The sequence below is a fragment of the Nonomuraea sp. NPDC004186 genome (genome assembly GCF_053603495.1).
On the sequence record NZ_JBSGFQ010000074.1, the window covers coordinates 1 to 20,073 of the forward strand.

Sequence of the window (20,073 nt, forward strand, 5' to 3'; positions counted from 1 at the left end):
AGCACCTGCTCGGCCTGGGGCACGCCACCGTCTGGCACGTCGCGGGGCCTCTCCGGTGGCCGGCGGCGCGCGACCGGGCGCGCGGCTGGCGGGAGGCGCTGGCCGCCGCCGGGGCTCCCGAGCCGCCGGCGCCGGAGGGCGACTGGTCCCCCGCCTCCGGGTACGAGGCGGGCCGGGCGCTGGCGGCGGACCCGCGGGTCACGGCGGTGTTCGCGGCCAACGACGACATGGCGATCGGCGTGCTGCGCGCCCTGGCCGAGGCCGGTCGCGCGGTGCCGGACGACGTGAGCGTGGTCGGCATGGACGACATCCCGGCGGCGGCGTACCTGTCGCCACCGCTGACCACCATCCGCCAGGACTTCGAGGCGATCGCCCGCCACGGCCTCGCGCTGCTCGCCGCCGAGATCGAGCGCTCCCCCGGCGAGCCCGGCGAGCCCGACCTGCCCGCGCACCTCGTGGTGCGCCGATCGACCGCACCGCCCGCAAAGTGAGGAAGGGAACCCCTGTGCCGCGAGTACTCTTCGGCGCCGCCTACTACCCCGAATACCACCCCGCCGACCTGCTGAAGACCGACCTCGACCTGATGGCCGACGCGCGTTTCTCGGTGATCAGGGTCGGCGAGTCGGTCTGGTCCACCTGGGAGCCCGAGAACGGCCGCTTCGATCTCGACTGGCTGCAACCGGCGCTGGACGGCGCGCACGAGCGGGGCATCGGGGTGATCCTGGGCACGCCGACGTACGCGGTCCCGCCGTGGCTGGCCCGGCTCTACCCGGAGATCGCCGGGGAGCGGGCCACCGGGCAGCGCATCGGCTGGGGCGCCCGGCAGGAGATGGACTTCACGCACCCGGCGTTCCGCTTCCACGCCGAGCGGATCACCCGCAAGGTCGTCGAGCGGTACGCCGGCCACCCGTCGGTCATCGGCTTCCAGGTCGACAACGAGCCGGGCCTGCACCTGCTGCACAACCACGGCGTGTTCCAGCGGTTCGTCGACTGGCTGCGCGAGCGCTACGGCGACGTGGAGACGCTGAACCGGGAGTGGGGCCTGGTCTACTGGTCGCACCGGCTGTCGGACTGGGCCGACCTGTGGCGGCCGGACGGCAACGCCCAGCCGCAGTACACGCAGGCGTGGCGGCGCTTCCAGGCCGACCAGGTGACCGAGTTCATCGGCTGGCAGGCGGACATCGTGCGCGAGTACGCCCGTCCCGAGCAGTTCGTCACCACGTGCATCGCCTACGACCGGCCCGGGGTGGCCGACGACGAGCTGACCCGGCGGCTCGACGTCACCGCGGGCAACCCGTACTACACGATGCAGGACGGCCTCGCGCTGCCCGCGCCGCAGGACGCGCCGCAGAGCTGGATGACCAGGAGCACCTGGGCGCTCTATCTCAGCGCGGACCGGATGTTCTCCTCCCGCCAGGAGCCGTTCCTGGTGACCGAGACGAACGCGCAGGCCATCGGGGCGCCCTGGGTGAACCAGCCCGCCTACGACGGCCAGTGGCGGCAGGCCGCGTGGGCGCTCGTCTCCCGCGGGGCCTCCATGATCGAGTACTGGCAGTGGCGGACGCTGGTGTTCGGCACGGAGACCTACTGGGGTGGCGTGCTGCCGCACAGCGGGCGGCCGGGGCGCACGTACCGGGAGATCGCCCGGATCGGGGCCGAGCTGGAGACGGCGGGAGAGCTGGTCGAGGGGCTGGTCCCGGACGCGGACGTCGCGATGCTCTACTCCACGCCGAGCAAGTGGGCGCTGAGCGCCCAGCCCGCGCTCGGGCGGCCGGACGGCGGGCCGGACGAGCGCTCCTACCAGGGCATCTTCGAGCCGTTCTACCGTGGCGCGTTCGACGCCGGCTGCCAGGTGCGGGTGGTGCACGCCGCCCAGGCCGTCGCCGAGGAGCCGGCCGCGCTGGCCGCCCGGCATCCGGTGCTGGTGGCCGCCGGGCTGTACGTGGCCGACGACGCCACGCTGGACTGGCTGACGGCGTACGCGGCGGCGGGCGGGCACCTGGTGGTCGGCCCGCGCACCGGCTACGCCGACGCCGAGGCACGGGCCCGCAGGGACGTCCAGCCGGGCAGGCTGGCCGACGCCGCGGGCGCCTGGTACGACGAGTTCAGCAACCTGACCGAGGACGTGCCGGTCAGGGGGCCAGTCGGAGGCCCAGTCAGAGGCACGGCGTTCCCGGAGGACGCGGCGGGCACCCGGTGGGCGGACGGCCTGCAGGCGGACGGGGCGGAGGTGCTGGCCGGCTACGAACACCCGCACTTCGGGCGGTTCGCGGCGATCACCACCCGCGCGCACGGGCGGGGGCGGATCACCTATGTCGGCACCGTGCCCAACGCGGCCCTGGCCGAGGCCCTGTTCCGCCGGCTGGTGCCGTCGCCCGGCCCCTGGTCGGAGCTGCCGCCCGGCGTCACCTCGACCGGCGCCACCGCGCGCGACGGGCGGCGGGTTCGTTTCCTGCACAACTGGGCGTGGGAGCCCGCGTCGGTGCGGGTACCGGTCCCGGTACGGGATGTGCTCGACGGCTCCGCCCACGAGGCCGGCGCCGAGTTGCCGCTGGGACCGTGGGACGTGCGGGTGCTGTCGGAGACGGCAGGCGGCGACGTACGCTGATCTTGCGCCCGTACGGCCAGGAAGGAAACGCATGGCGGTCAACGTCACTGTCTGGAGCGAGAACTATCACGAGCCGCGCGAGGAGGCGGTACGCCGCATCTATCCCGACGGCATGCACGGCGCCATCGCGGAGGGGCTGACCGAGCTGCTGGGCGAGCGCGTGAGCACGCGTACCGCCGTGCTCGACGAGCCCGAGCACGGCCTGACCGACGCGGTCCTGGCCGGCACCGACGTGCTGACCTGGTGGGGCCACATGGCGCACGAGGAGGTCGACGACAAGGTCGTGGAACGCGTGCGGCGGCGCGTGCTGGGCGGCATGGGCCTGCTGGTGCTGCACTCGGCCCACTACTCCAAGATCTTCCGTGCGCTCATGGGCTCCACCTGCACGATCAACTGGCGCGACGCCGGCGAGCGCGAGCTGGTCTGGACGGTCGCGCCCGGCCACCCGATCGCGCAGGGCGTGCCCCGTCCGCTGGTCATCGAGCAGCAGGAGACGTACGGCGAGCCGTTCGGCATCCCGGAGCCCGACGAGCTGGTGTTCATCAGCAACTTCAGCGGCGGCGAGGTGTTCCGCAGCGGCTGCTGCTTCCGCAGGGGCCTGGGCAAGATCTTCTACTTCAGCCCCGGCGACCAGGAATATCCCGTCTACCACCACCCCGGCGTGCGGCGGGTGCTCGCCAACGCCGTCCTGTGGGCCGCGCCGGCGGACGGCGTGGGCGAGCCGCTCCAGAACGCCCACACCCCCATCCAGTGGTAGGAGGCCGCGTGACCTTCGAGATCGTCAAGGAGGACCGGCCGCTGCGCGGCGTGGTGGTGGGCGCGGGCTACATCGGCGGCCAGTGGGCGCCCGAGCTGGTCGCCCACCCCGGCACCGAGCTGGTGGGCTGGGTGGACGTGGTGGAGGACCGCGCCCGGGCCGCCGCCGCCGAGCTCGGCCTCGACGACCTGCCCGTCAGCGCCTCGCTGACCGCCGTGCTCGACGGCGAGGAGCCCGACTTCATCGTCAACTGCACCGTCCCCCAGGCCCACCACGACGTGACGGTCACGGCGCTGCGGCGCGGGGTGGCGGTGGTGAGCGAGAAGCCCATGGCGGTCACCCTGGACGAGGCCCGCTCGATGGTCCGGGCGGCCGACGAGGCGGGGCGGCTGTTCGCGGTCAACCAGAACCGCCGGTTCATGCAGACCCTGGTGGCCTTCCGGCGCACGGTGGCCGACCTGGGGCCGCTGGGGGTGCTGACCTCGGAGTTCTTCATGCCCTACCGTGGGCCGGAGTTCCTGGGGACGCTGGAGCATCCGCTGTTACAGGACATGGCGATCCACCTGTTCGACGCGGCGCGGGCGGTGTCGGGGACGGATCCCGTGTCCGTCTACTGCGAGTCGTTCCGGCCGTCGTGGACGTGGTATCCGGGGGCGTGCTCGGCGACCGCGATCTTCGAGATGACCGGCGGGCTGCGCTACACGTTCGCCGGGAGCTGGTCGGCGCCGGGCCAGGCGACATCCTGGACGGGCAGCTGGCGGGCGGCCGGTCCTCGCGGGACGGCGCGCTGGGACGGCAAGGGTGATCCGACGGCCGAGGCGGCCGAGGGGCACGTGGTGCGGCCGCACCCGCCGGAGGCCGACGCGTTCCCCGGCCGGCGGCGTTTCCAGGGGCTGGCCGAGGGGCTGGAGGAGTTCGTGACGGGGCTGCGTACGGGGCAGGCGCCGCAGGGCGAGTGCCACGACAACATCCGCAGCCTGGCCATGGTCACCGCGGCCCTGGAGTCGGCCCGCACGGGCGCTCGGGTGCCGATCACGCTCTGACGCCCGGGGGGCCGCGTCTCGGCGCGGCCCCCCGCTAGGATGGGAGGGCGTTGCCGGGCGCGTCCAGTCCGCGGGGAAGGGATCATCCCACTGGCGGCACACTTTCTGTGGTCGACGGACCTCGGCCCGAGCTCGCGGACCCGGGCAGCCGGAGGTTCGCCGTGTCCGATCTTCCCCAGCGCCCTTCGCTGGAGCATCTGCGCAAGCAGGCCAAACACCGCAAGCGTGCCCGGGGCGTCCCGCTGAGCCGGGCTCAGTTCGAGCTGGCCCGCGAGTACGGCTTCCCGAGCTGGCCGAAGCTGGTCGAGCACGTACGCGTCGCCGCCCTGGAGGGCATCGAGCGGGCGCTCGTCCTGGCCGATCCGGCCGCGCTGGCGGCGTTCCTCCCGGCCGGTGAGCCGGTCGGCGGGCTCCCGCCGCTGCTGGTGCTGCTGCGGCGGGCCGTCGCCCCCGCCGAGCGGGTACGCGAGTGCGCCCGGTTCCTGCTGGACGCCGGCGCCGACCCCGGCAGCCACACCGTGGAGTGGGGCGGCGAGGGCAGGCGGACGGCGCTGTTCGACGCCGTGGAACGGGGTGACCTGGCCCTGGCCCGGCTCCTCGTCGAGCGCGGCGCGCCCCCGGACGAGGACGCCTTCTACCACGCGTGCGAGCAGTCGGACCCGGCCTTCCTCGACCTCCTCCACCGGCCCGGCTTCGAGCGCATGGTGGCGCACAAGCTGGACTTCGAGGACGCGGCGGGGCTGCGCTGGTTCCTCGACCGCGGCGCCGACGTGAACGCCTGCCGCGCCCTGCACCACGCCATCGCCCGTGGCCGGGGCGTCACCATCCTGACGATGCTCCTCGACGCCGGGGCCGACGTGAACCTGCCGTGGGACCGCTGGGACGTCGGCCGCCGCCCCCTCGCGCTGGCCGCCCGCTGCGGCCACCTGGCCGCGTACGAGCTGTTGACCGCGCGGGGCGCGACGGCCGACCTGGACCCTGTGGACGCCGCCGTCCTGGCGGTGGCCCGGGGCGAGTCGGCGCGCCTGCCCGCCGCGCCGCCACCGGCTCTCGGCAACCCGGCGGACACCGGGGACTACGGCTGGGCGCTGGGCCAGTTCGCCCTGCTGGGCCGTACCGACGTGGTGCGGGCCCTGCTGGACGCCGGCATGGCGGTGGACACGCGCGGCTGGAGCAACTTCACGCCGCTCGACCAGGCCGCCATGCACGGCCGCACGGCGACCGTGCGGCTGCTCATCGAGCGCGGCGCCGATCTGGACGACCGCGCCTTCGACGACGAGGGCCCGACCCCGCTGGACTGCGCGCTGTGGGGGCTGCGCCACAACCGCGCGGAGGACGGCGACTACCTCGGCACCGTGGAGGCCCTCCTGGAGGCGGGCGCGCCCACCCGCCTGGACCCTCCCACGGGCGACCCGGCCATCGACTCCCTCTTTCTCAACAGGATCAGCCGAGCTTGAGCAGTAGTTCGGCGAGCTCGGCCGGCATGGTGATCATGCAGTCGTGGCCGGTCGCCAGTTCCCACACCTGCGCCGGGGTGCCGTTGGGCTGCGTCTCGGGGACGGGCCGGCGGGTGATGCCGTCCGGCTTGCCGACGGTGCAGTGGATGTGGGTCCGCGGGATCGCGTTCACGGCCGGGTTGTCCAGCCGGACCGGCTGCTGGAGGGAGCGCACCGGCTGATCCGACAGCATCGTGCGCAGCCAGGCGACGTCCGCGGGGTCGGTGACCCCGAACAGCCCCGCGGGCGGCGGCAGCTCGGGCAGCGGCGGAACCCGCCAGCCGCTGCCGGACTCCGCGGCGCGGTCGATCAGAACCCGGGTCACGGGCTGGACGTCGGCCGCGCTCTCGCCGTCCTCCGGGACCATCGCGTCGAGGTAGACCAGGTGTGCGATCCGATCCGGGACCTGGTTGGCGGCGGACGAGATGACCAGCCCCGCGTAGCTGTGTCCCACGAGTACCACCTCGGTGAGGTCCTCCTCGAGGATCAGCCCGACGATGTCGCCGACGTGCGTGTCCAGCCCGACCTCGGGGCTGAGCAGATGCGCCTTGTCGCCGTGGCCGGTCAGCGACGGCGCGGCCACCCGGTGTCCGGCCGACTCCAGCAACGGGACGACCCGCTCCCAGCACTGTCCGCTGTGCCAGGCACCGTGTACCAGCAAATATGTTGTCATGGTCCGCCAGGCTGCCGACCAGGCCCGGACGGAGCCAGAGCCCCCGCGATCCTGGGGGTGACAGGACCAGGCAGGCAGGCGGTCGCGCGGATTACAGTGCGGGGATGAGCGAATCGAACCTGCTGGGTGATTACGTGCGCGCGCGCCGCGAGCTCATCACTCCGGAACAGGTCGGTATCCCCGTTACGGGGGTGCGGCGCGTGCCGGGCCTGCGCCGGGAAGAGGTCGCGATGCTCGCCGGCATCAGCGCCGACTACTACCTGCGCCTGGAGCAGGGCCGCGACCGCAACCCCTCCGCGCAGGTCCTCGAGGCCCTCGCCCGCGTGCTGCGGCTCGACGACGACGCGACGGCGTACCTGCTGCGCCTCGGCGCCGGCCAACCCCGGCGGCGCCGGCGGCGGCCCAGGAAGGAGACCGTCCCTCCGGGCGTCGCCCAGCTCGTCGCCATGCTGCCGCTGCCCGCGTACGTCGAGGGCCGCTACTTCGACGTCCTCGCCGCCAACGCGCTGGCCACCGCCCTGTCGCCGCGCCTCGTGGCGGGCGCCAACCGCCTGCGGGACCTGTTCCTCGACCCCGCCGAGCAGGCGCTCTACCCGGACTGGGAGAACGCCGCCGCCGGCATGGTCGCCGGCTTCCGCGAGTCCGTCGGCACCGACACGGACGATCCCCGATGCATCGAGCTCGTCGGCGAGCTCTCCCTCGCCAGCCCCCGCTTCAGCCGGCTCTGGGCCCGGCACGACGTGGAGGCGTGCGAAGGCGCGCCCAAGCACATCGATCACCCGCAGGTCGGTGGCCTGCGGCTGAACCGGGAGCGGCTGGGCGTCAGCGGCGCTCCGGGCCAGACGCTCGTCGTCTACCACCCCGACCCCGGCACTGACAACGCCGACAAACTCGCCCTTCTCGCCTCGGCCACCGCCACAACGGCCCACGAACGCGAGCAATCGATTTCCCTGGAGATCCGCACGCCGCGCGAGGGGTGAAAGATACTGCAAAGAACCAGTATGTCGTGACGAAGGCCACGGCCCCCAGCACGTAGAGTGACGGTTCTGGAGAGGGCTCTGGGGCGAGGCACGATCGGGATGGTGTGGGACGACGCGCCGTACCCGATGCTGACGGTCGATAGCGCCGGCATCATCGAGCGGGCGAACGAGGCGGCCCGGCTGCTTCTCGCCGGCGCGGCCGTCGGCGTGCCGCTGGCGCGGGTGGCTCCGGCCTGGCTGTCGCAGGCCCATCGTGAGGCCTGCGCCGGGCGCCGTAGCGATCAGCGGGCCGGGCAGCGAGCCCGCGGGCCGGTCGGCGGGCCGGTGTTCGAGGCGCATCCGGTGCACGCCGGGCGCGATCGGGTCACGTGGTGGCTGGTCGACGTCGACGATCACCAGCGGGCCGTCGAGGAGCTGCGCGCCGAGCGGGAGTGGACCGCGTTCATGGTGGAGGCGTCCGTCGAGCTGCTGTCGTCGCTGAACATGGAGCGTTGCCTGGTGGCGACCGCGCGCCTGGCCGCCCGGCGGCTCGCCGACGCCGCGCTGGTCGTCATGCCGCTGGCCCCGCGCCAGTACGCGATCGTCTACTGCGATCAGCGGGGCGAGGTGTCCCACGAGCGCGCGTCCGTCGATCCCCGTACGCTCCCGGGGCTCGCGGAGGCGCTGCAGGGCTTTCCTCCGGCGCCCATCCGGTGGGTCGAGCCGGCCGAGGCGCCCGGCTGGGTGCTGCGCGACCGGGGCGGCGAGGTGGGCTCCGTGGCGGTGACCGCGCTGCCGGGCCATGGCCTGGCCGCGGGCGCGCTGGTGCTGCTGCGCCGTACCCCTCGGGCCGGTTTCTCGGACGCCGAGACGGTGTTCGCGCCGCTGTTCACCGCGTGGGCCGGCGCGGCGATCTCGGTCGCGCGGCTGTACGCCGAGCAGGCGGCCATCGCCGAGACCCTGATGGCGGAGCTGCTGCCGCCCACGGCGCCGCCGCTCGAGGGCGTGGAGCTGGCGGCCCGCTACCGGCCCGCGGGCGACAGCGAACGCGTCGGCGGCGACTTCTACGACGTGCATCCCGTCGGCGGCTCCGGCCGGGAGTCGCTGGTGGTGCTCGGCGACGTGTCCGGCAAGGGCCTGGAGGCCGCCGTGCTCACCGGCAGGATCCGCAACATCCTGCGCGCCCTGGTGCCGCTGGCCGACGACCACCATCGGGTGCTCGAACTGCTGAACGGCGCGCTGCTCACCCACGGGGATCCGACGAGCTTCGTCACGCTGGTCCTGGCCTCGATCTCGCGCCGCGCGAACCAGGTCGTGGTGCGGCTGACCAGCGCCGGGCATCCGCCGCCGCTGATCCTGCGCAACGACGGCCGCGTGGAGCCGGTGCACGCCGCCGGCACGCTGATCGGCCTGGTGGAGCCCATCACCAGCGTCACCGAGCCGGTGCTGCTGGAGCCCGGCGAGACGTGCCTGCTCTACAGCGACGGCATCGTCGAGGCCAGGGGCGGCCCGCTCGGCGACGAGTTCTTCGGCGAGGAGCGGCTGTGCGAGCAGCTCCGGCAGTGCGCCGGCATGCCGCCCGAAGCCCTGGCCGACCGCGTACAGATGCTGGCCTGCCAGTGGGTCGGCGCCGGCGAGCACGACGACATGGCGGTCGTCGCCATCACCGCGCCCCGCGAGCCCTCTCACGGCGCGCCGCCATGACACGCGACGTCGAGGAACGGGTCGAGACGTTGTGGGCGGCGGCGACGGCCGGTGACGAGTACGCCGCCGCCGACGCGGTGCTGGCCGCGCTCGACGCCGGGATGCCCATGGAGACCCTGCTGCTGGACGTCGTCGCCGCGGTGCAGTCGCGCGTCGGCCTGGAATGGGTGGCCGACCGCATCACGGTCGCCCAGGAGCACACCGCCACGGCCGTCAACGAGCGCGTGCTCGCGACGCTGGCCCATCTGCCCTCCGCACGGCGGAGTCCGGAGCCGGGCAGGGGCCGCATCACGGTGGCCTGCGTCCACGGCGAGTGGCACGCGTTCCCGGCGCGGCTGCTGGCCGAGGTGCTGCGCCTGCGCGGCTGGCACGTCGACTACCTGGGCGCGCAGGTGCCCACGCCGCACCTGGTCGCCCACCTGCACCGGACGAATCCGGACGCGGTGGCGCTGTCCGGCTCGCTCACACCCCGGCTGCCCGCCGCGCACGCGGCCATCACCTCGTGCCAGGCGGTGGGCACGCCGGTGCTGGCCGGCGGCGCCGCCTTCGGCCCGGACGGCCGCTATGCCCGGCTGCTCGGAGCCGACGCCTGGGCCCCCGACGCGTGTGCCGCCGCCGACCTCCTGGCCGGCGGGCCGCCGCCGTGCCGCCCGGCGGCCGGCCGGAGCGCCGAGGAGCGGCCGCACCTGGCCGGCCCCGAGTACGCCGACCTCACCGGGTCCGCTGTGGACCTGGTGAGAGGTGTCGCGGAAGAGCTGACCCGGCGCGTCCCCGAGCTGGCGCCGACCTACGCGGAGCGCAGGCTCGGACATCCCGCCGAGGACGTCGCGTCCATCATCGACCACCTGCGGGCCGCCCTGTACGTCGACGACCCCGAGCTGTTCTCCTCCTTCGCGGGCTGGATGGCGGACGTCCTCACGGCGCGCGGCATCCCGGCGCGGGTGCTGCTCCCCGTCCTGGAGGCGCTGGCCGAGCGCCTTCCCGGCTCCCCCCGCGCTCTCGTCATGCTGGAGGGGGCGCGCGACGTGGCGCGTCGGTAGCGCCGTCCGGGAGGAACGACGGGGCTTCGTCCCTAGTTCTTGATGCCCGTCAGGGTGACCCCCTCGATGAAGTAGCGCTGCATGAAGAAGAACAGCGCGATGATCGGCGCGATGATGGCCGCCGAGGCCGCCATGAGGTAGCCCCACTGGGTGATGTACATGCTCTGGAACGACGCCAGCCCCAGCGACAGCGTGTAGTTCTCCTCGTTCTGCAGGTACAGCAGCGGCCCGAGGAAGTCGTTCCAGGTGCCGATGAACGTGAAGATGGTCACCACGATGATCGCGGGTTTGGACAGCGGCATGATGATCGTCCAGAACACCCGCCACGGCGAGGCCCCGTCGATGTAGGCGGCCTCGTCCAGTTCGAACGGGATCGTCAGGAAGAACTGCCGCAGCAGGAAGATGTTGAACACTCCCCCGCCCGCTCCGGCGAACCAGCTCGGGACCGTGAGCGGCGCGATGGTGTCGATCGCGTCCAGCTGCTGCCACATGACGAACGTCGGGATGAGCGTCACCGCGTACGGCAGCATCACGCCGCTGAGCAGCAGCGCGAACACCACGTTGCGCCCGCGCCAGCGCAGCCGGGAGAAGCTGAAGGCCGCCACCGCGCAGGTCAGCACGGTGCCCAGGACGCTGATGACGGCGATGACCACCGTGTTGAGGAAGTAGCGGGCGAACGGCTGGGTGGTGAGGGACTCGCTGAAGTTCGACCACTGGAACGGCGAGGGGATCCACTGGGGCGGCGAGACGAACATCTGCGCGTCCTGCATGAGCGCGCTGCGCACCAGCCAGACGAACGGCAGCAGGGTCGGGATCGACCCCGCCACCAGCGCCACGTAGAGCAGGATGCGGCCGTACCTGCGCGGTTTGCGCAGCCCCTGGGTCGGGGCCACGCCGCGCGCGGTGGTCTTGTCCGGTGTCGCCAGGGCGGTCATCGCGCGCCTGCCATCTCGTAGTAGACCCAGCGGCGGGCGTTTCTGAACATGAGGAACGTGACCACCATAATGATCATGAACAGGGTCCAGGCGAGGGCGCTGGCGTAGCCCATCTCGCTCTCGGTGAACGCCTTGCGGAACAGGTAGTAGACGTAGAAGAGCGTGGCGTGGTTGGGGCCGCCCTCGGTCATCACGTACGCCTGGTTGAACACCTGGAAGGTGCCGACCACGCCGACCACCAGGTTGTAGAAGATGGTCGGCGTCATCATCGGCAGCGTCACGTGCCAGAAGCGCCGCCACGCGCCGCCGCCGTCGATCGAGACGGCCTCGTACAGGTGCCTCGGCACGCCCTGCAGCCCCGCCAGGAAGATCACCATGGTGTTGCCGAAGCCCCACGTGCTCATGATGATCATCGAGGGCACCGCGGTCGACTCGGCGTAGATCCACTGGGAGCCCGGCAGGCCTCCCTGCCGGAGCAGGGAGTTCAGCAGGCCGAAGTCCGGGTTGAAGATCCAGATCCACAGGACGACGTTGGCGATGGCGGGGACCAGCGTCGGCAGGTAGAAGATCGTCCGCCAGACGGCCAGGCCGCGTACCTTCTGGTTGAGCAGCATGGCCACGGCGAAGCTGACGATCAGCACCAGCGGCACCGCGCCGAGCGTGTAGTACGTGGTGGTGGACAGCGACTTCCAGAACAGCTCGTCCTGGACCATGGTGGCGTAGTTGTCCAGGCCGACGAAGTTCGGGCTGGCGCCGATCGTCCAGTCGGTCAGGCTGAAGTACGCCGACGCCACCATGGGCCCGATCGTGAAGATGACGAACCCGAGGATGGCGGGCAGCGCCATCAGGATGCCCCATCGTGTTTCGAGGCGGCGCATCACAGCTCCTGGGAGTGCTGCCAGCCCTGGAGCATGCTGGAGATCTTCGGCGCGACGGCCTTGAGGATCTCGGCGGCCGGTCGCTTGCCGGTCTCGAGCTCCTGGAGGGCGGGGGTGAGGACGTCGCTGGAGATGGTGGACATGTTCTTGACGCGGTTGCCGAACGTGGGCACGCCGTGATCGCGCGCGTAGTCCACCACGGCCGTGCGGAACTCCGGCGGGTGGAGCTCGTTCTTGGTCCAGGAGTCGATGGAGGCCTGGTCCTCGTAGTACTTCTTCTCCTGGGGCATCCACAGGCCCTTGGCGAACAGGTCGACGTAGCGCGGGTCGTTGTGGAAGGCGAACAGCTCGACCGCCTCCTGCTCGTGCTCGGACCCCGCGAACACCGCCGAGGCGCCCGCCACCTGGGAGGAGGTGAACGGCTCCTTGTACTTGGGCAGCACGCCGATGCCGTAGTCGACCTTGCTCTCGTTCATGTCGAGCAGGCTCCAGTGACCGTCCACCACCATCGCCACCCGCTTGGTCTTGAGCAGGATGTTGGTGCCGGGCACGTCGTCGCCGGTCGCGGCCAGCTGGCCCGGGCCGGGGGCGACGCGGTGCTTGTAGATGAGGTCCTGCAGGTTCTGGAACACCTGGATCGCCTCAGGGGTGTCGAGCAGGCACTTCTTGCCGGCCTCGTCGGCGAAGTCGACGCCGTTGCTGCGCAGGAACCCGTACCAGGCGGCGCCGTAGGTGATGCTGCTGGAGATGCCGAACTGCTTGATCTGCTTGGGGTCGAAGCCCGACTCGTCCGGGTGCTTGCCGTTCTGGTCGATCGTCAGCTTGTAGGCGTTCTCGACGAGCTGGTCCCACGTCCACGCGGAGGCGGCGTCGGCGGGCGGCGTCACCCCGGCGGCGGCGACGGCGGACTTGCTGTACCACAGCAGCTCGATCTCGTTCGCGGTCGCGACACCGTGCAGGTTGTCCTGGCCGCTCCACAGGTACGCGTCCGGCAGGTATCCGGCCAGCTGCGGATATTTCTTCAAATAGGGGAACAGGTTGACCAGCTTGCCCTGCTGGCCCAGCCGGTACGACATCGCCAGCGGCACGTACCCGGCGTCCGGGAGCCGGTTGCTGGCCACGAGCGTGTTGAGCTTCACGTCATACTCGTCGGGCGTGTAGAGCGGCTTGACCGTCACCCCCGCGTGCTTCTGCTCGTACTGCTTGAGCATCCGCTCGACAGCCGCCTTCTCGAACGTCGAACCCCAGTACATGAACTGGAGCTGCACGTTCTTGCCGCCCGAGCCGGAGCCCGAGCCGCCGCCGCCGCAGGCCGCGGCCGCGGTGCCGAGGGCGGCGAGCCCGCCCAGCTTCAACAGGTCGCGTCTTCTCATCCGCGTCTTTCCTTACGCGAGGGGGATCCAGACCCGCATCGGGCCGCCGTCCCGGTTGTCCCACTGGAAGTAGGGGACGGCGGTCGCGGTCACGCTGGTGCTGGTCGCCAGGGTTTTCGTGGTGTACGGCAATCCGCCGCGCGGCTGGTCCACGGCGGCGGCGTCGGTTTCGATCAGTACGGTGCGCCCGACGCCCGGGAGGTCGTCCACGGGCTTCAGACGCAGGGGTGCCTGCGGGCTCAGGGCGAGGTCGTCCACCTCGACGCCCTCGGGCTGGTCGGTCTGCTCGAAGCAGTAGACGAGCGGTCCGCGCTCCAGGGCCACGCTGCCCCGCAACGCGTCGATCCTGCGGTGGGGGTGGACGATCCTGGGCGTCATGTCGAGCCGGAGCTCGACCGTGTCGCCCCGGCGCCACTGACGACGGATACGGAAATATCCGTCTTCGGCGGCTTGGGCGGGGCTGTCATCGATGGTGGTGTTCTCGCTCCAGGCGGGGATGCGCAGCGCGAGCTCCCATTCGCCCTCGTCCTCGATCGTGATGCGGACGAGCCCGTCCCACGGGTAGTCGGTCTCGATCCGGACCCGGCCGTTCACGGTGCCGGGGACGTACTGGTGCAGCTGGAGGCCGGCGTCGGTGGTCGTGGCCAGGTAGGAGCCGAGCGAGGCCACCAGGCGCATGATGTTCGGCGGGCAGCAGGCGCACGCGAACCACTCCCTGCGCCGCCCGAGATAGGCGTCCTCGACGAGGTCGGAGCGGCGCTGCAGCGGGTTGACGTAGAAGAAGCGCACGCCGTCGGCCGACGTGGAGGCGGCGAAGGCGTTGTAGAGCGTGCGCTCGATCAGGTCGGCGTGGCGGCCGTGGCCGGTGGCCAGGAGCAGCCGCCAGTTCCAGTGGATGCTCGCGATGGCGGCGCAGCTCTCGCTGTAGGCGCGGTCGGACGGCAGCTCGTACCGCTCGCCGAACGCCTCGCCGTCGTGGCGCGAGCCGTGGCCGCCCGTGATGTACGTCTTGGTGGCGACCATGTCCTCCCAGCGGCGCAGCGAGCACTCCAGCAGCGACTCGTCGCCGGTCTCCAGGTAGACGTCGACGATGCCGGCCTCCAGGTAGAGCTGGCGCACGGCGTGCCCGACCGCGGTGTCGGCCTCGCGGACCGGCAGGTGGTCCTGGGCGTACAGCATGCCCATGCCGCTGTCCTTGATGAGGCCCTTGCCGCGGTTGTCGATCAGCTTGGACGCCAGCTCCAGGTACGTGCGCTCGCCGGTCAGCCGGTACAGCTCGACCAGCGCGGTCTCGACCTCGGCGTGGCCGTCGATGCCGTCGTTCCCGCCGGCCAGGAACTCCTCCACCAGGTGGTCGGCGAAGCGCCTGGCGACCTCGACCACCCCGTCGCCGATCCCGGCGCGGGCGGCGGCCACCGCCGCCTGGAACAGGTGGCCGGCGCAGTACATCTCGTGGCTGTACTCGAGCTCGGCGTAGATCTTGTCCGGCTTGACGACCTGGTAGTGCGAGTTGAGGTAGCCGTTGTCACGCTGGGCCTTCTTCAGCACGGCCGCGGCCTGGTCGGCGAACTCGGCGTACCCTGGCTCAGGGGCGCGGACGTACTCCCACGCGATCGCCTCCAACTGCTTGTAGAGGTCGGAGTCCTGGAAACGGTAGCCCTGGAAGGGCCCTTCGCCCTCACCTCCGGCGCGGCGGAGGTTGGGCAGCACGCCCGAACGCTCCATCTGCTCCAGGCCCAGCGGGATGCTGTCCTCATGATTGATCCGCTGCCATCGCGCGAACGGGCCGCCGGTGATGACGACGTCATTGATGCCGATCGGCCGCCACAGTGCCCGACTGGACGGAACGACAGGACTCTGGTGCATCAAGCTCCTCAACCTCAACTCGGGGCCTTGCTGAGAAAACCTTGGGAATAGGTTTTCTCAAACGGAGGGTAAGGTGTGATACATCACAGGTCAAGAGCGGATGCTTGTGCGAAAGGGGACTCGGTTGATCAGTCCTTCGGATGGGACGGCGAAGACCATCACGATCAGGGACGTCGCGGCCGCCGCCGACGTGTCGATCGGCACCGCGTCCAAGGCGCTCAACGGCCGCGGCCGGATGCGCGACGAGACCCGCGACCGGGTGCTCGCCGCCGCCGAGCGGCTCGGCTTCCGGCCCAATCCGCTGGCCCAGGGGCTGCTGGCGGGCCGCACGTACACGGTGGGCCTGGTCACGGGCGACAGCTTCGGCCGCTTCAGCATCCCGGTGATGCTGGGCGCCGAGGACGCGCTCGGCGCGGGGCAGATCTCGGTGTTCATGTGCGACACGCGCGACGACCCGATCAGGGAGCGGCACTACGTCGAGCGCCTGCTGGCCAGGCGCGTCGAGGGCATCATCGTCACGGGGCGGCGCACCGAGCCGCGCGCCGGCATCGGCCATGACCTGCCCGTCCCCGTCGTGTACGCCATGACGCAGTCGACCGACGACTCGGACGTGTCGATCATCCCGGATGACGAGGGCGGCGGGGCGCTGGCCGCCCGCCACCTCATGGCGACGGGCCGCACCCGCATCGGCCACGTCACCGGGCCGCAGCGCTTCCAGGCCGCGCGGCGGCGCGCCCAGGGCCTGACCACCGCCCTCGCCTCGGCCGGGCTGTCACCGGCGGGCGAGATCCTGTACGGGCAGTGGAGCGAGGAATGGGGGCGGCAGGGGGCCGACGTGCTGCTGCACGCCGCGCCCGACGTGGACGCCATCTTCTGCGGGAGCGACCAGATCGCCCGCGGGGTCGCCGAGACGCTGCGCGAGCGGGGGCGGCGGGTTCCCGAGGACGTGGCGCTGGTCGGGTTCGACAACTGGGAGCCGATGGCGCTGGGGTGCCGGCCACCGCTGACGACCGTGGACATGAACCTGGGGGAGATCGGCCGGATGGCGGCCCGGCACCTGCTGGACGTCATCGCGGGCAAGCCCGCCACCGGCGGCGTCACGATCGTCCCGGCCAGCCTGGTCCTGCGCGAGTCCACCCGTCGCGCCGCCCCGTAGCGGGGGGCGCTGCAAGGCGCTGCAAGGGCGGCGGATGGGGTTGACCGGTGCTGTGTAACACCTTACTGTGCGCCAGGGAAAACCTATTCCCATCCTTAAAGGAGTCCGGATGGACCGAGGATGCCGCAGCGCCCCGAAAGCCGCCAGGGGCGCCAGGCGAATCACCGTGGCGGCAGTCGTACTCGCCTCCTTACTCACCGGCGTGTCGCAGCCCGCGCACGCCGCCGCGCCGACCGCGACGGTCGTCGACATGTTCGGCAGGACCGTCAACGACTACGGCGTCAAGCTCGTCGACTGGCAGGGCTACCTGGCCAACCCGTACGTCGAGCTCACCGTCAAACCCCCGACCGGCGTCCAGTACCCCGTCACGATCGACCTCAAGGCCGAGGGCACGTCCAGGCTCATGATGGACCTGCCCAGCCAGCTCACCGCCACCGGCGCCACCAAGACGCTGACGTTCGCGAGCGCGAGTGACCAGAAGGTGTTCCGCCTCGCGATCCACTCCAAGCGGGGCCCCGGCCAGGATGAAAGTTACACGCTCAAGCTGAACATCCGGGACGGGTCCGGCACGACGACCCTGCAGCAGCTGCCGATCCGGGTGCAGCAGGACGAGAAGACCGCGCTGCAGCCCAGCCTGCCCATCGCCTTCGACTACCGCTACGACAACATCACCGGCTACTTCAGCGAGCCGAACTTCAGGAACGCCGCCGAGGAGGCGGTGAAGGACTGGTTCAGGTTCTTCGACATGCAGCCGTTCGACACCGTGGCGGCCGGGGTGGAGAACAACCACCTGCCGGGCAACGACTGGCAGAACACCATCAACGTCACCAACAACGCCGCCTACAACGGCATGTACGTGTTCTTCCGCGGCATCCAGACCCCGTACTCGACCGGCTACCCCGCCGCCAACGGCAAGTACAGCACCCGGGGCGGCCAGCAGCTCGCGGGCCCGCTGCACCGTTCGACCGCGATGATCTTCGAGTACGACGAGGCCGGCAAGCAGCTGTTCACCTCCCTGGCCGACGAGGACTGGTACAAGACGGAGATCGCGGGCTCGGTGCTCGACGTGCACGGCCTGGTCATGCACGAGTACGGCCACGCCGTCGCCTACCACAGCGACTGGGCCGGGATGCGCTCCTACGTGGCGTCAGGGGGCAATGACCCCGATGTCGTCGCCTACGAGGGCTACCCCGTCCCCCTGGACAGCAGCTACCACATCCCCGGCGACCAGAAGTACTGGGACCGGCTCAGCGGCCAGAACGGCGGCTGGACCCACATGTTCCCCACCCGCCGGTGGATGCTGACCAAGCTGGCGCTGCTGGTCGCGGAGAACGCCGGGTGGAAGCTCAACCGCAGCCTCACCCCGTTCCTGCCGCCGTCCATCGTCACCACCTCCCTGCCGTCGGCCACGCCGGGCACGGCCTACAGCCAGACCCTTCAGGCCAAGGGCGGCGTGCCGTTCTACGACTGGCAGGTCACCGGTGGCTCCCTGCCCGCGGGGCTCACGCTCGACCGGTTCACCGGCGCGATCAGCGGCACCCCCACCACGGCCGGGACGTCCAGCTTCACCGTCCAGCTGCGTGACTACGACAAGCTCAGCACGCCGCAGACCAGGACCTTCCAGCTGACGGTCGGCAGCGGCGGCGGCACCTCCACCAACGTGGCCGGCAGCGCGACCCCGTCGGCGTCGTACACCTCCCCGTGGGAGAGCGTGGCGGCCATCAACGACGGCATCGACCCGCCCAGCTCGAACGACACCGTCAACCGCCGCTGGGGCACCTGGCCCAACACCGGCAGCCAGTGGGCCGAGCTCACCTGGCCGTCCGCCCAGACCCTCAAATCCGCCGACGTCTACTTCTTCGACGACGCCGACGGCGTGCGCCTGCCCGCCTCCTGGAAGCTCCAGTACTGGAACGGCAGCGCCTACGTCGACGTCCCCGGCACCTACCCGATCGCCATCAACGCCTACAACAAGGTCACGTTCAACCCGATCAGCACCACACGACTACGCGTGGTCCTGCAGAGCGGTCAAGCCTCGGTGGGACTGCTCGAAGTGAAGGCCTACACCTAGAAGGGTTCAATGCGGAAGATCGCCATCTTCAGCGCGCTGGCTGCCCTGGCCGGCGCGCTGTCGGTCCCCTCTCCCAGCCTCGCCGCACGCCAGCCCGCTCCCGCGCTGGACGTGTTCGACATCTTCTACCGCAAGGTCAACGACTACGGCGTCCAGCTCGTGGACTGGCAGGGCTACCTCGCCAACCCCTACATCGAGCTGACCGTGCGCGCGCCGAAGGTCCCCGGCATCCAGTATCCGCTGAAGGTGGATCTGCAGGCCAAGGGCACGTCCCGGCTGATGTTCAACATGCCGAGCGAGCTGACGGCCGCCGGGGCGACCAAGTCCTTCACGCTCACCGGCCCCGCCGACCGCGAGGTCGTACGGCTGGCCATCCACTCCAAGCAGAGCGGCGGCCAGGACGAGCAGCACCAGTGGATCATGAAGACCACGGACGCGAGCGGCGCCACCGGCACCCAGACCATGCCGATCCGGGTGCAGCAGGACGAGAAGACCCCGCTCAAGCCGACGATCCCCATCGACTTCGACTACCGCTACGACGACATCACCGGCTACTTCAAGGACCCCGGCGTCCGCAAGGCCGCCGAGGCCGCAGTGCGCAACTGGTTCGCGTTCTTCGACCTGCAGCCGTTCGACACCGTCCCGGCGGGCGACGAGGTCAACCGGCTGCCGGGCGATGACTGGCAGAACGAGGTCGAGGTCTCCAACGCCAAGCCGTACAACGGCATGTACGTCTTCTTCCGCGGCATCCAGACCCCGTACTCGACCGGCTACCCCACCATCAACGGCAAGTTCCACACCCAGAACGGCAAGCCCACCCCCTACCACCGCTCGACCAGCATGATCCTCGAGTACGACGAGCAGCTGATGAAGCTGTTCACCTCGCTCAAGGACGAGGACTGGTGGAAGACCGACCTCGGCCAGGTGATCGACATCGAGGGCCTGGTCATGCACGAGTACGGCCACGCGGTCGCCTTCCACAGCGACTGGCAGGGCATGGCCGACTACGTGGCCTCCAAGGGCAAGGACGACCAGGAGGTCATCGACTACCAGGGCTACCCCGTGCCGCTCGACACCAGCTACCACGTGCCCGGCGACGACCCGTACTGGGACCGGATCAGCGGGCAGAGCGGCGGCTGGCGGCACGCCTTCCCGACCCGCAGGTGGGAGCTGACCAAGCTGTCGCTGCTGATCGCGGAGAACGCCGGCTGGAAGCTCAACCGCAAGCTGACCCCGTTCCTCAAGCCCTCGATCGAGACCGCCACCGTGCCCGCCGCCACGGTCGGCGCCGCCTACCAGCACAAGTTCGCCGCCAAGGGCGGCGTCCCGTTCTACGACTGGCAGATCACCGGCGGCTCGCTGCCGGAAGGGCTCACCCTCGACAGGTTCACCGGAGCCGTCACCGGCAAGCCCGCCAAGGCCGGGTCGTACGAGTTCACCGTCCAGCTCAGGGACTACGACAAGCTGAGCGCCCCCGTCACGCGTGACTACAAGCTCACCGTCGGATAGCACGA

General features: G+C 71.2%; 16 protein-coding genes. 11 read left to right on the forward strand and 5 right to left on the reverse strand.

From position 1 onward, the window contains the following. The 5 genes from ACWEPL_RS42945 to ACWEPL_RS42965 form a co-directional block, all read left to right on the forward strand. On the forward strand, window positions 1-491 hold a 491-nt coding region (locus tag ACWEPL_RS42945; RefSeq protein ID WP_452439567.1), incomplete at its 5' end, for a substrate-binding domain-containing protein. A 14-nt stretch (window positions 492-505) separates the two neighbouring features. Further along, complete coding sequence (locus ACWEPL_RS42950; RefSeq protein WP_452439568.1) at window positions 506-2,608, forward strand: beta-galactosidase; 2,103 nt, start codon at window positions 506-508, stop codon at window positions 2,606-2,608. Window positions 2,609-2,639: 31 nt separating this feature from the next. Next, complete coding sequence (locus ACWEPL_RS42955) at window positions 2,640-3,365, forward strand: ThuA domain-containing protein (protein ID WP_350736561.1); 726 nt, start codon at window positions 2,640-2,642, stop codon at window positions 3,363-3,365. Between the two features lie 8 nt (window positions 3,366-3,373). Continuing rightward, entirely contained in the window at window positions 3,374-4,408 is a 1,035-nt protein-coding gene (locus ACWEPL_RS42960) for a Gfo/Idh/MocA family protein (RefSeq protein ID WP_452439569.1), read from the forward strand. 161 nt (window positions 4,409-4,569) lie between these two features. Beyond that, on the forward strand, window positions 4,570-5,865 hold the full coding sequence (locus ACWEPL_RS42965) for an ankyrin repeat domain-containing protein (protein ID WP_452439570.1): 1,296 nt from the start codon (window positions 4,570-4,572) through the stop codon (window positions 5,863-5,865). Here ACWEPL_RS42965 and ACWEPL_RS42970 read toward each other — a convergent pair. Then, the gene (locus tag ACWEPL_RS42970; protein WP_452439571.1) at window positions 5,852-6,577 is read right to left on the reverse strand and encodes an alpha/beta fold hydrolase; all 726 of its coding nucleotides are present in this window, start codon (window positions 6,575-6,577) and stop codon (window positions 5,852-5,854) included. The two genes, ACWEPL_RS42965 and ACWEPL_RS42970, sit on opposite strands and share 14 nt — an antisense overlap. A gap of 104 nt (window positions 6,578-6,681) precedes the next feature. Between ACWEPL_RS42970 and ACWEPL_RS42975 the strand changes: the two genes are divergently transcribed. Genes ACWEPL_RS42975 through ACWEPL_RS42985 form a run of 3 tightly spaced genes read left to right on the forward strand, consistent with a single transcriptional unit; the run spans window position 6,682 to window position 10,280 of the window. Beyond that, a complete protein-coding gene (locus ACWEPL_RS42975; RefSeq protein WP_452439572.1) occupies window positions 6,682-7,557 on the forward strand; it encodes a helix-turn-helix domain-containing protein in 876 nt (291 codons plus the stop codon). Between the two features lie 57 nt (window positions 7,558-7,614). Then, window positions 7,615-9,240 carry a PP2C family protein-serine/threonine phosphatase gene (locus ACWEPL_RS42980; RefSeq protein WP_452439573.1) on the forward strand — a complete coding sequence of 542 codons (1,626 nt, stop codon included), beginning with the start codon at window positions 7,615-7,617 and terminating at the stop codon, window positions 9,238-9,240. Continuing rightward, window positions 9,237-10,280 carry a cobalamin B12-binding domain-containing protein gene (locus ACWEPL_RS42985; protein WP_452439574.1) on the forward strand — a complete coding sequence of 348 codons (1,044 nt, stop codon included), beginning with the start codon at window positions 9,237-9,239 and terminating at the stop codon, window positions 10,278-10,280. The genes ACWEPL_RS42980 and ACWEPL_RS42985 overlap by 4 nt, the downstream gene beginning before the upstream one ends. 32 nt (window positions 10,281-10,312) lie before the next feature. Here the strand turns inward: ACWEPL_RS42985 and ACWEPL_RS42990 are convergent, their stop codons facing one another. From ACWEPL_RS42990 to ACWEPL_RS43005, 4 genes are read right to left on the reverse strand one after another with little or no spacing between them, the layout of a single operon-like run. Beyond that, the gene (locus ACWEPL_RS42990; RefSeq protein ID WP_363980026.1) at window positions 10,313-11,215 is read right to left on the reverse strand and encodes a carbohydrate ABC transporter permease; all 903 of its coding nucleotides are present in this window, start codon (window positions 11,213-11,215) and stop codon (window positions 10,313-10,315) included. After that, window positions 11,212-12,093, reverse strand: a complete 882-nt coding sequence (locus tag ACWEPL_RS42995; RefSeq protein WP_363980023.1) for a carbohydrate ABC transporter permease — start codon at window positions 12,091-12,093, stop codon at window positions 11,212-11,214. Before ACWEPL_RS42995 ends, ACWEPL_RS42990 begins: the two co-directional genes overlap by 4 nt. Continuing rightward, entirely contained in the window at window positions 12,093-13,466 is a 1,374-nt protein-coding gene (locus ACWEPL_RS43000) for an extracellular solute-binding protein (RefSeq protein ID WP_452439575.1), read from the reverse strand. Before ACWEPL_RS43000 ends, ACWEPL_RS42995 begins: the two co-directional genes overlap by 1 nt. Window positions 13,467-13,478: 12 nt before the next feature. Next, on the reverse strand, window positions 13,479-15,332 hold the full coding sequence (locus ACWEPL_RS43005; RefSeq protein WP_452439576.1) for a glycoside hydrolase family 127 protein: 1,854 nt from the start codon (window positions 15,330-15,332) through the stop codon (window positions 13,479-13,481). 124 nt (window positions 15,333-15,456) lie between these two features. Here ACWEPL_RS43005 and ACWEPL_RS43010 point away from each other — a divergent pair, with 124 nt between their 5' ends. The 3 genes from ACWEPL_RS43010 to ACWEPL_RS43020 all read left to right on the forward strand — a co-directional run bounded on the left by ACWEPL_RS43010 (window position 15,457) and on the right by ACWEPL_RS43020 (window position 20,068). Beyond that, window positions 15,457-16,488: a LacI family DNA-binding transcriptional regulator gene (locus ACWEPL_RS43010; RefSeq protein WP_350736589.1), complete on the forward strand. Its 1,032-nt coding sequence runs from the start codon at window positions 15,457-15,459 to the stop codon at window positions 16,486-16,488. Between the two features lie 109 nt (window positions 16,489-16,597). Next, entirely contained in the window at window positions 16,598-18,559 is a 1,962-nt protein-coding gene (locus ACWEPL_RS43015) for an Ig domain-containing protein (protein WP_452439577.1), read from the forward strand. A gap of 9 nt (window positions 18,560-18,568) precedes the next feature. Further along, the gene (locus tag ACWEPL_RS43020; protein WP_452439578.1) at window positions 18,569-20,068 is read left to right on the forward strand and encodes an Ig domain-containing protein; all 1,500 of its coding nucleotides are present in this window, start codon (window positions 18,569-18,571) and stop codon (window positions 20,066-20,068) included. Window positions 20,069-20,073: the final 5 nt, after the last annotated feature.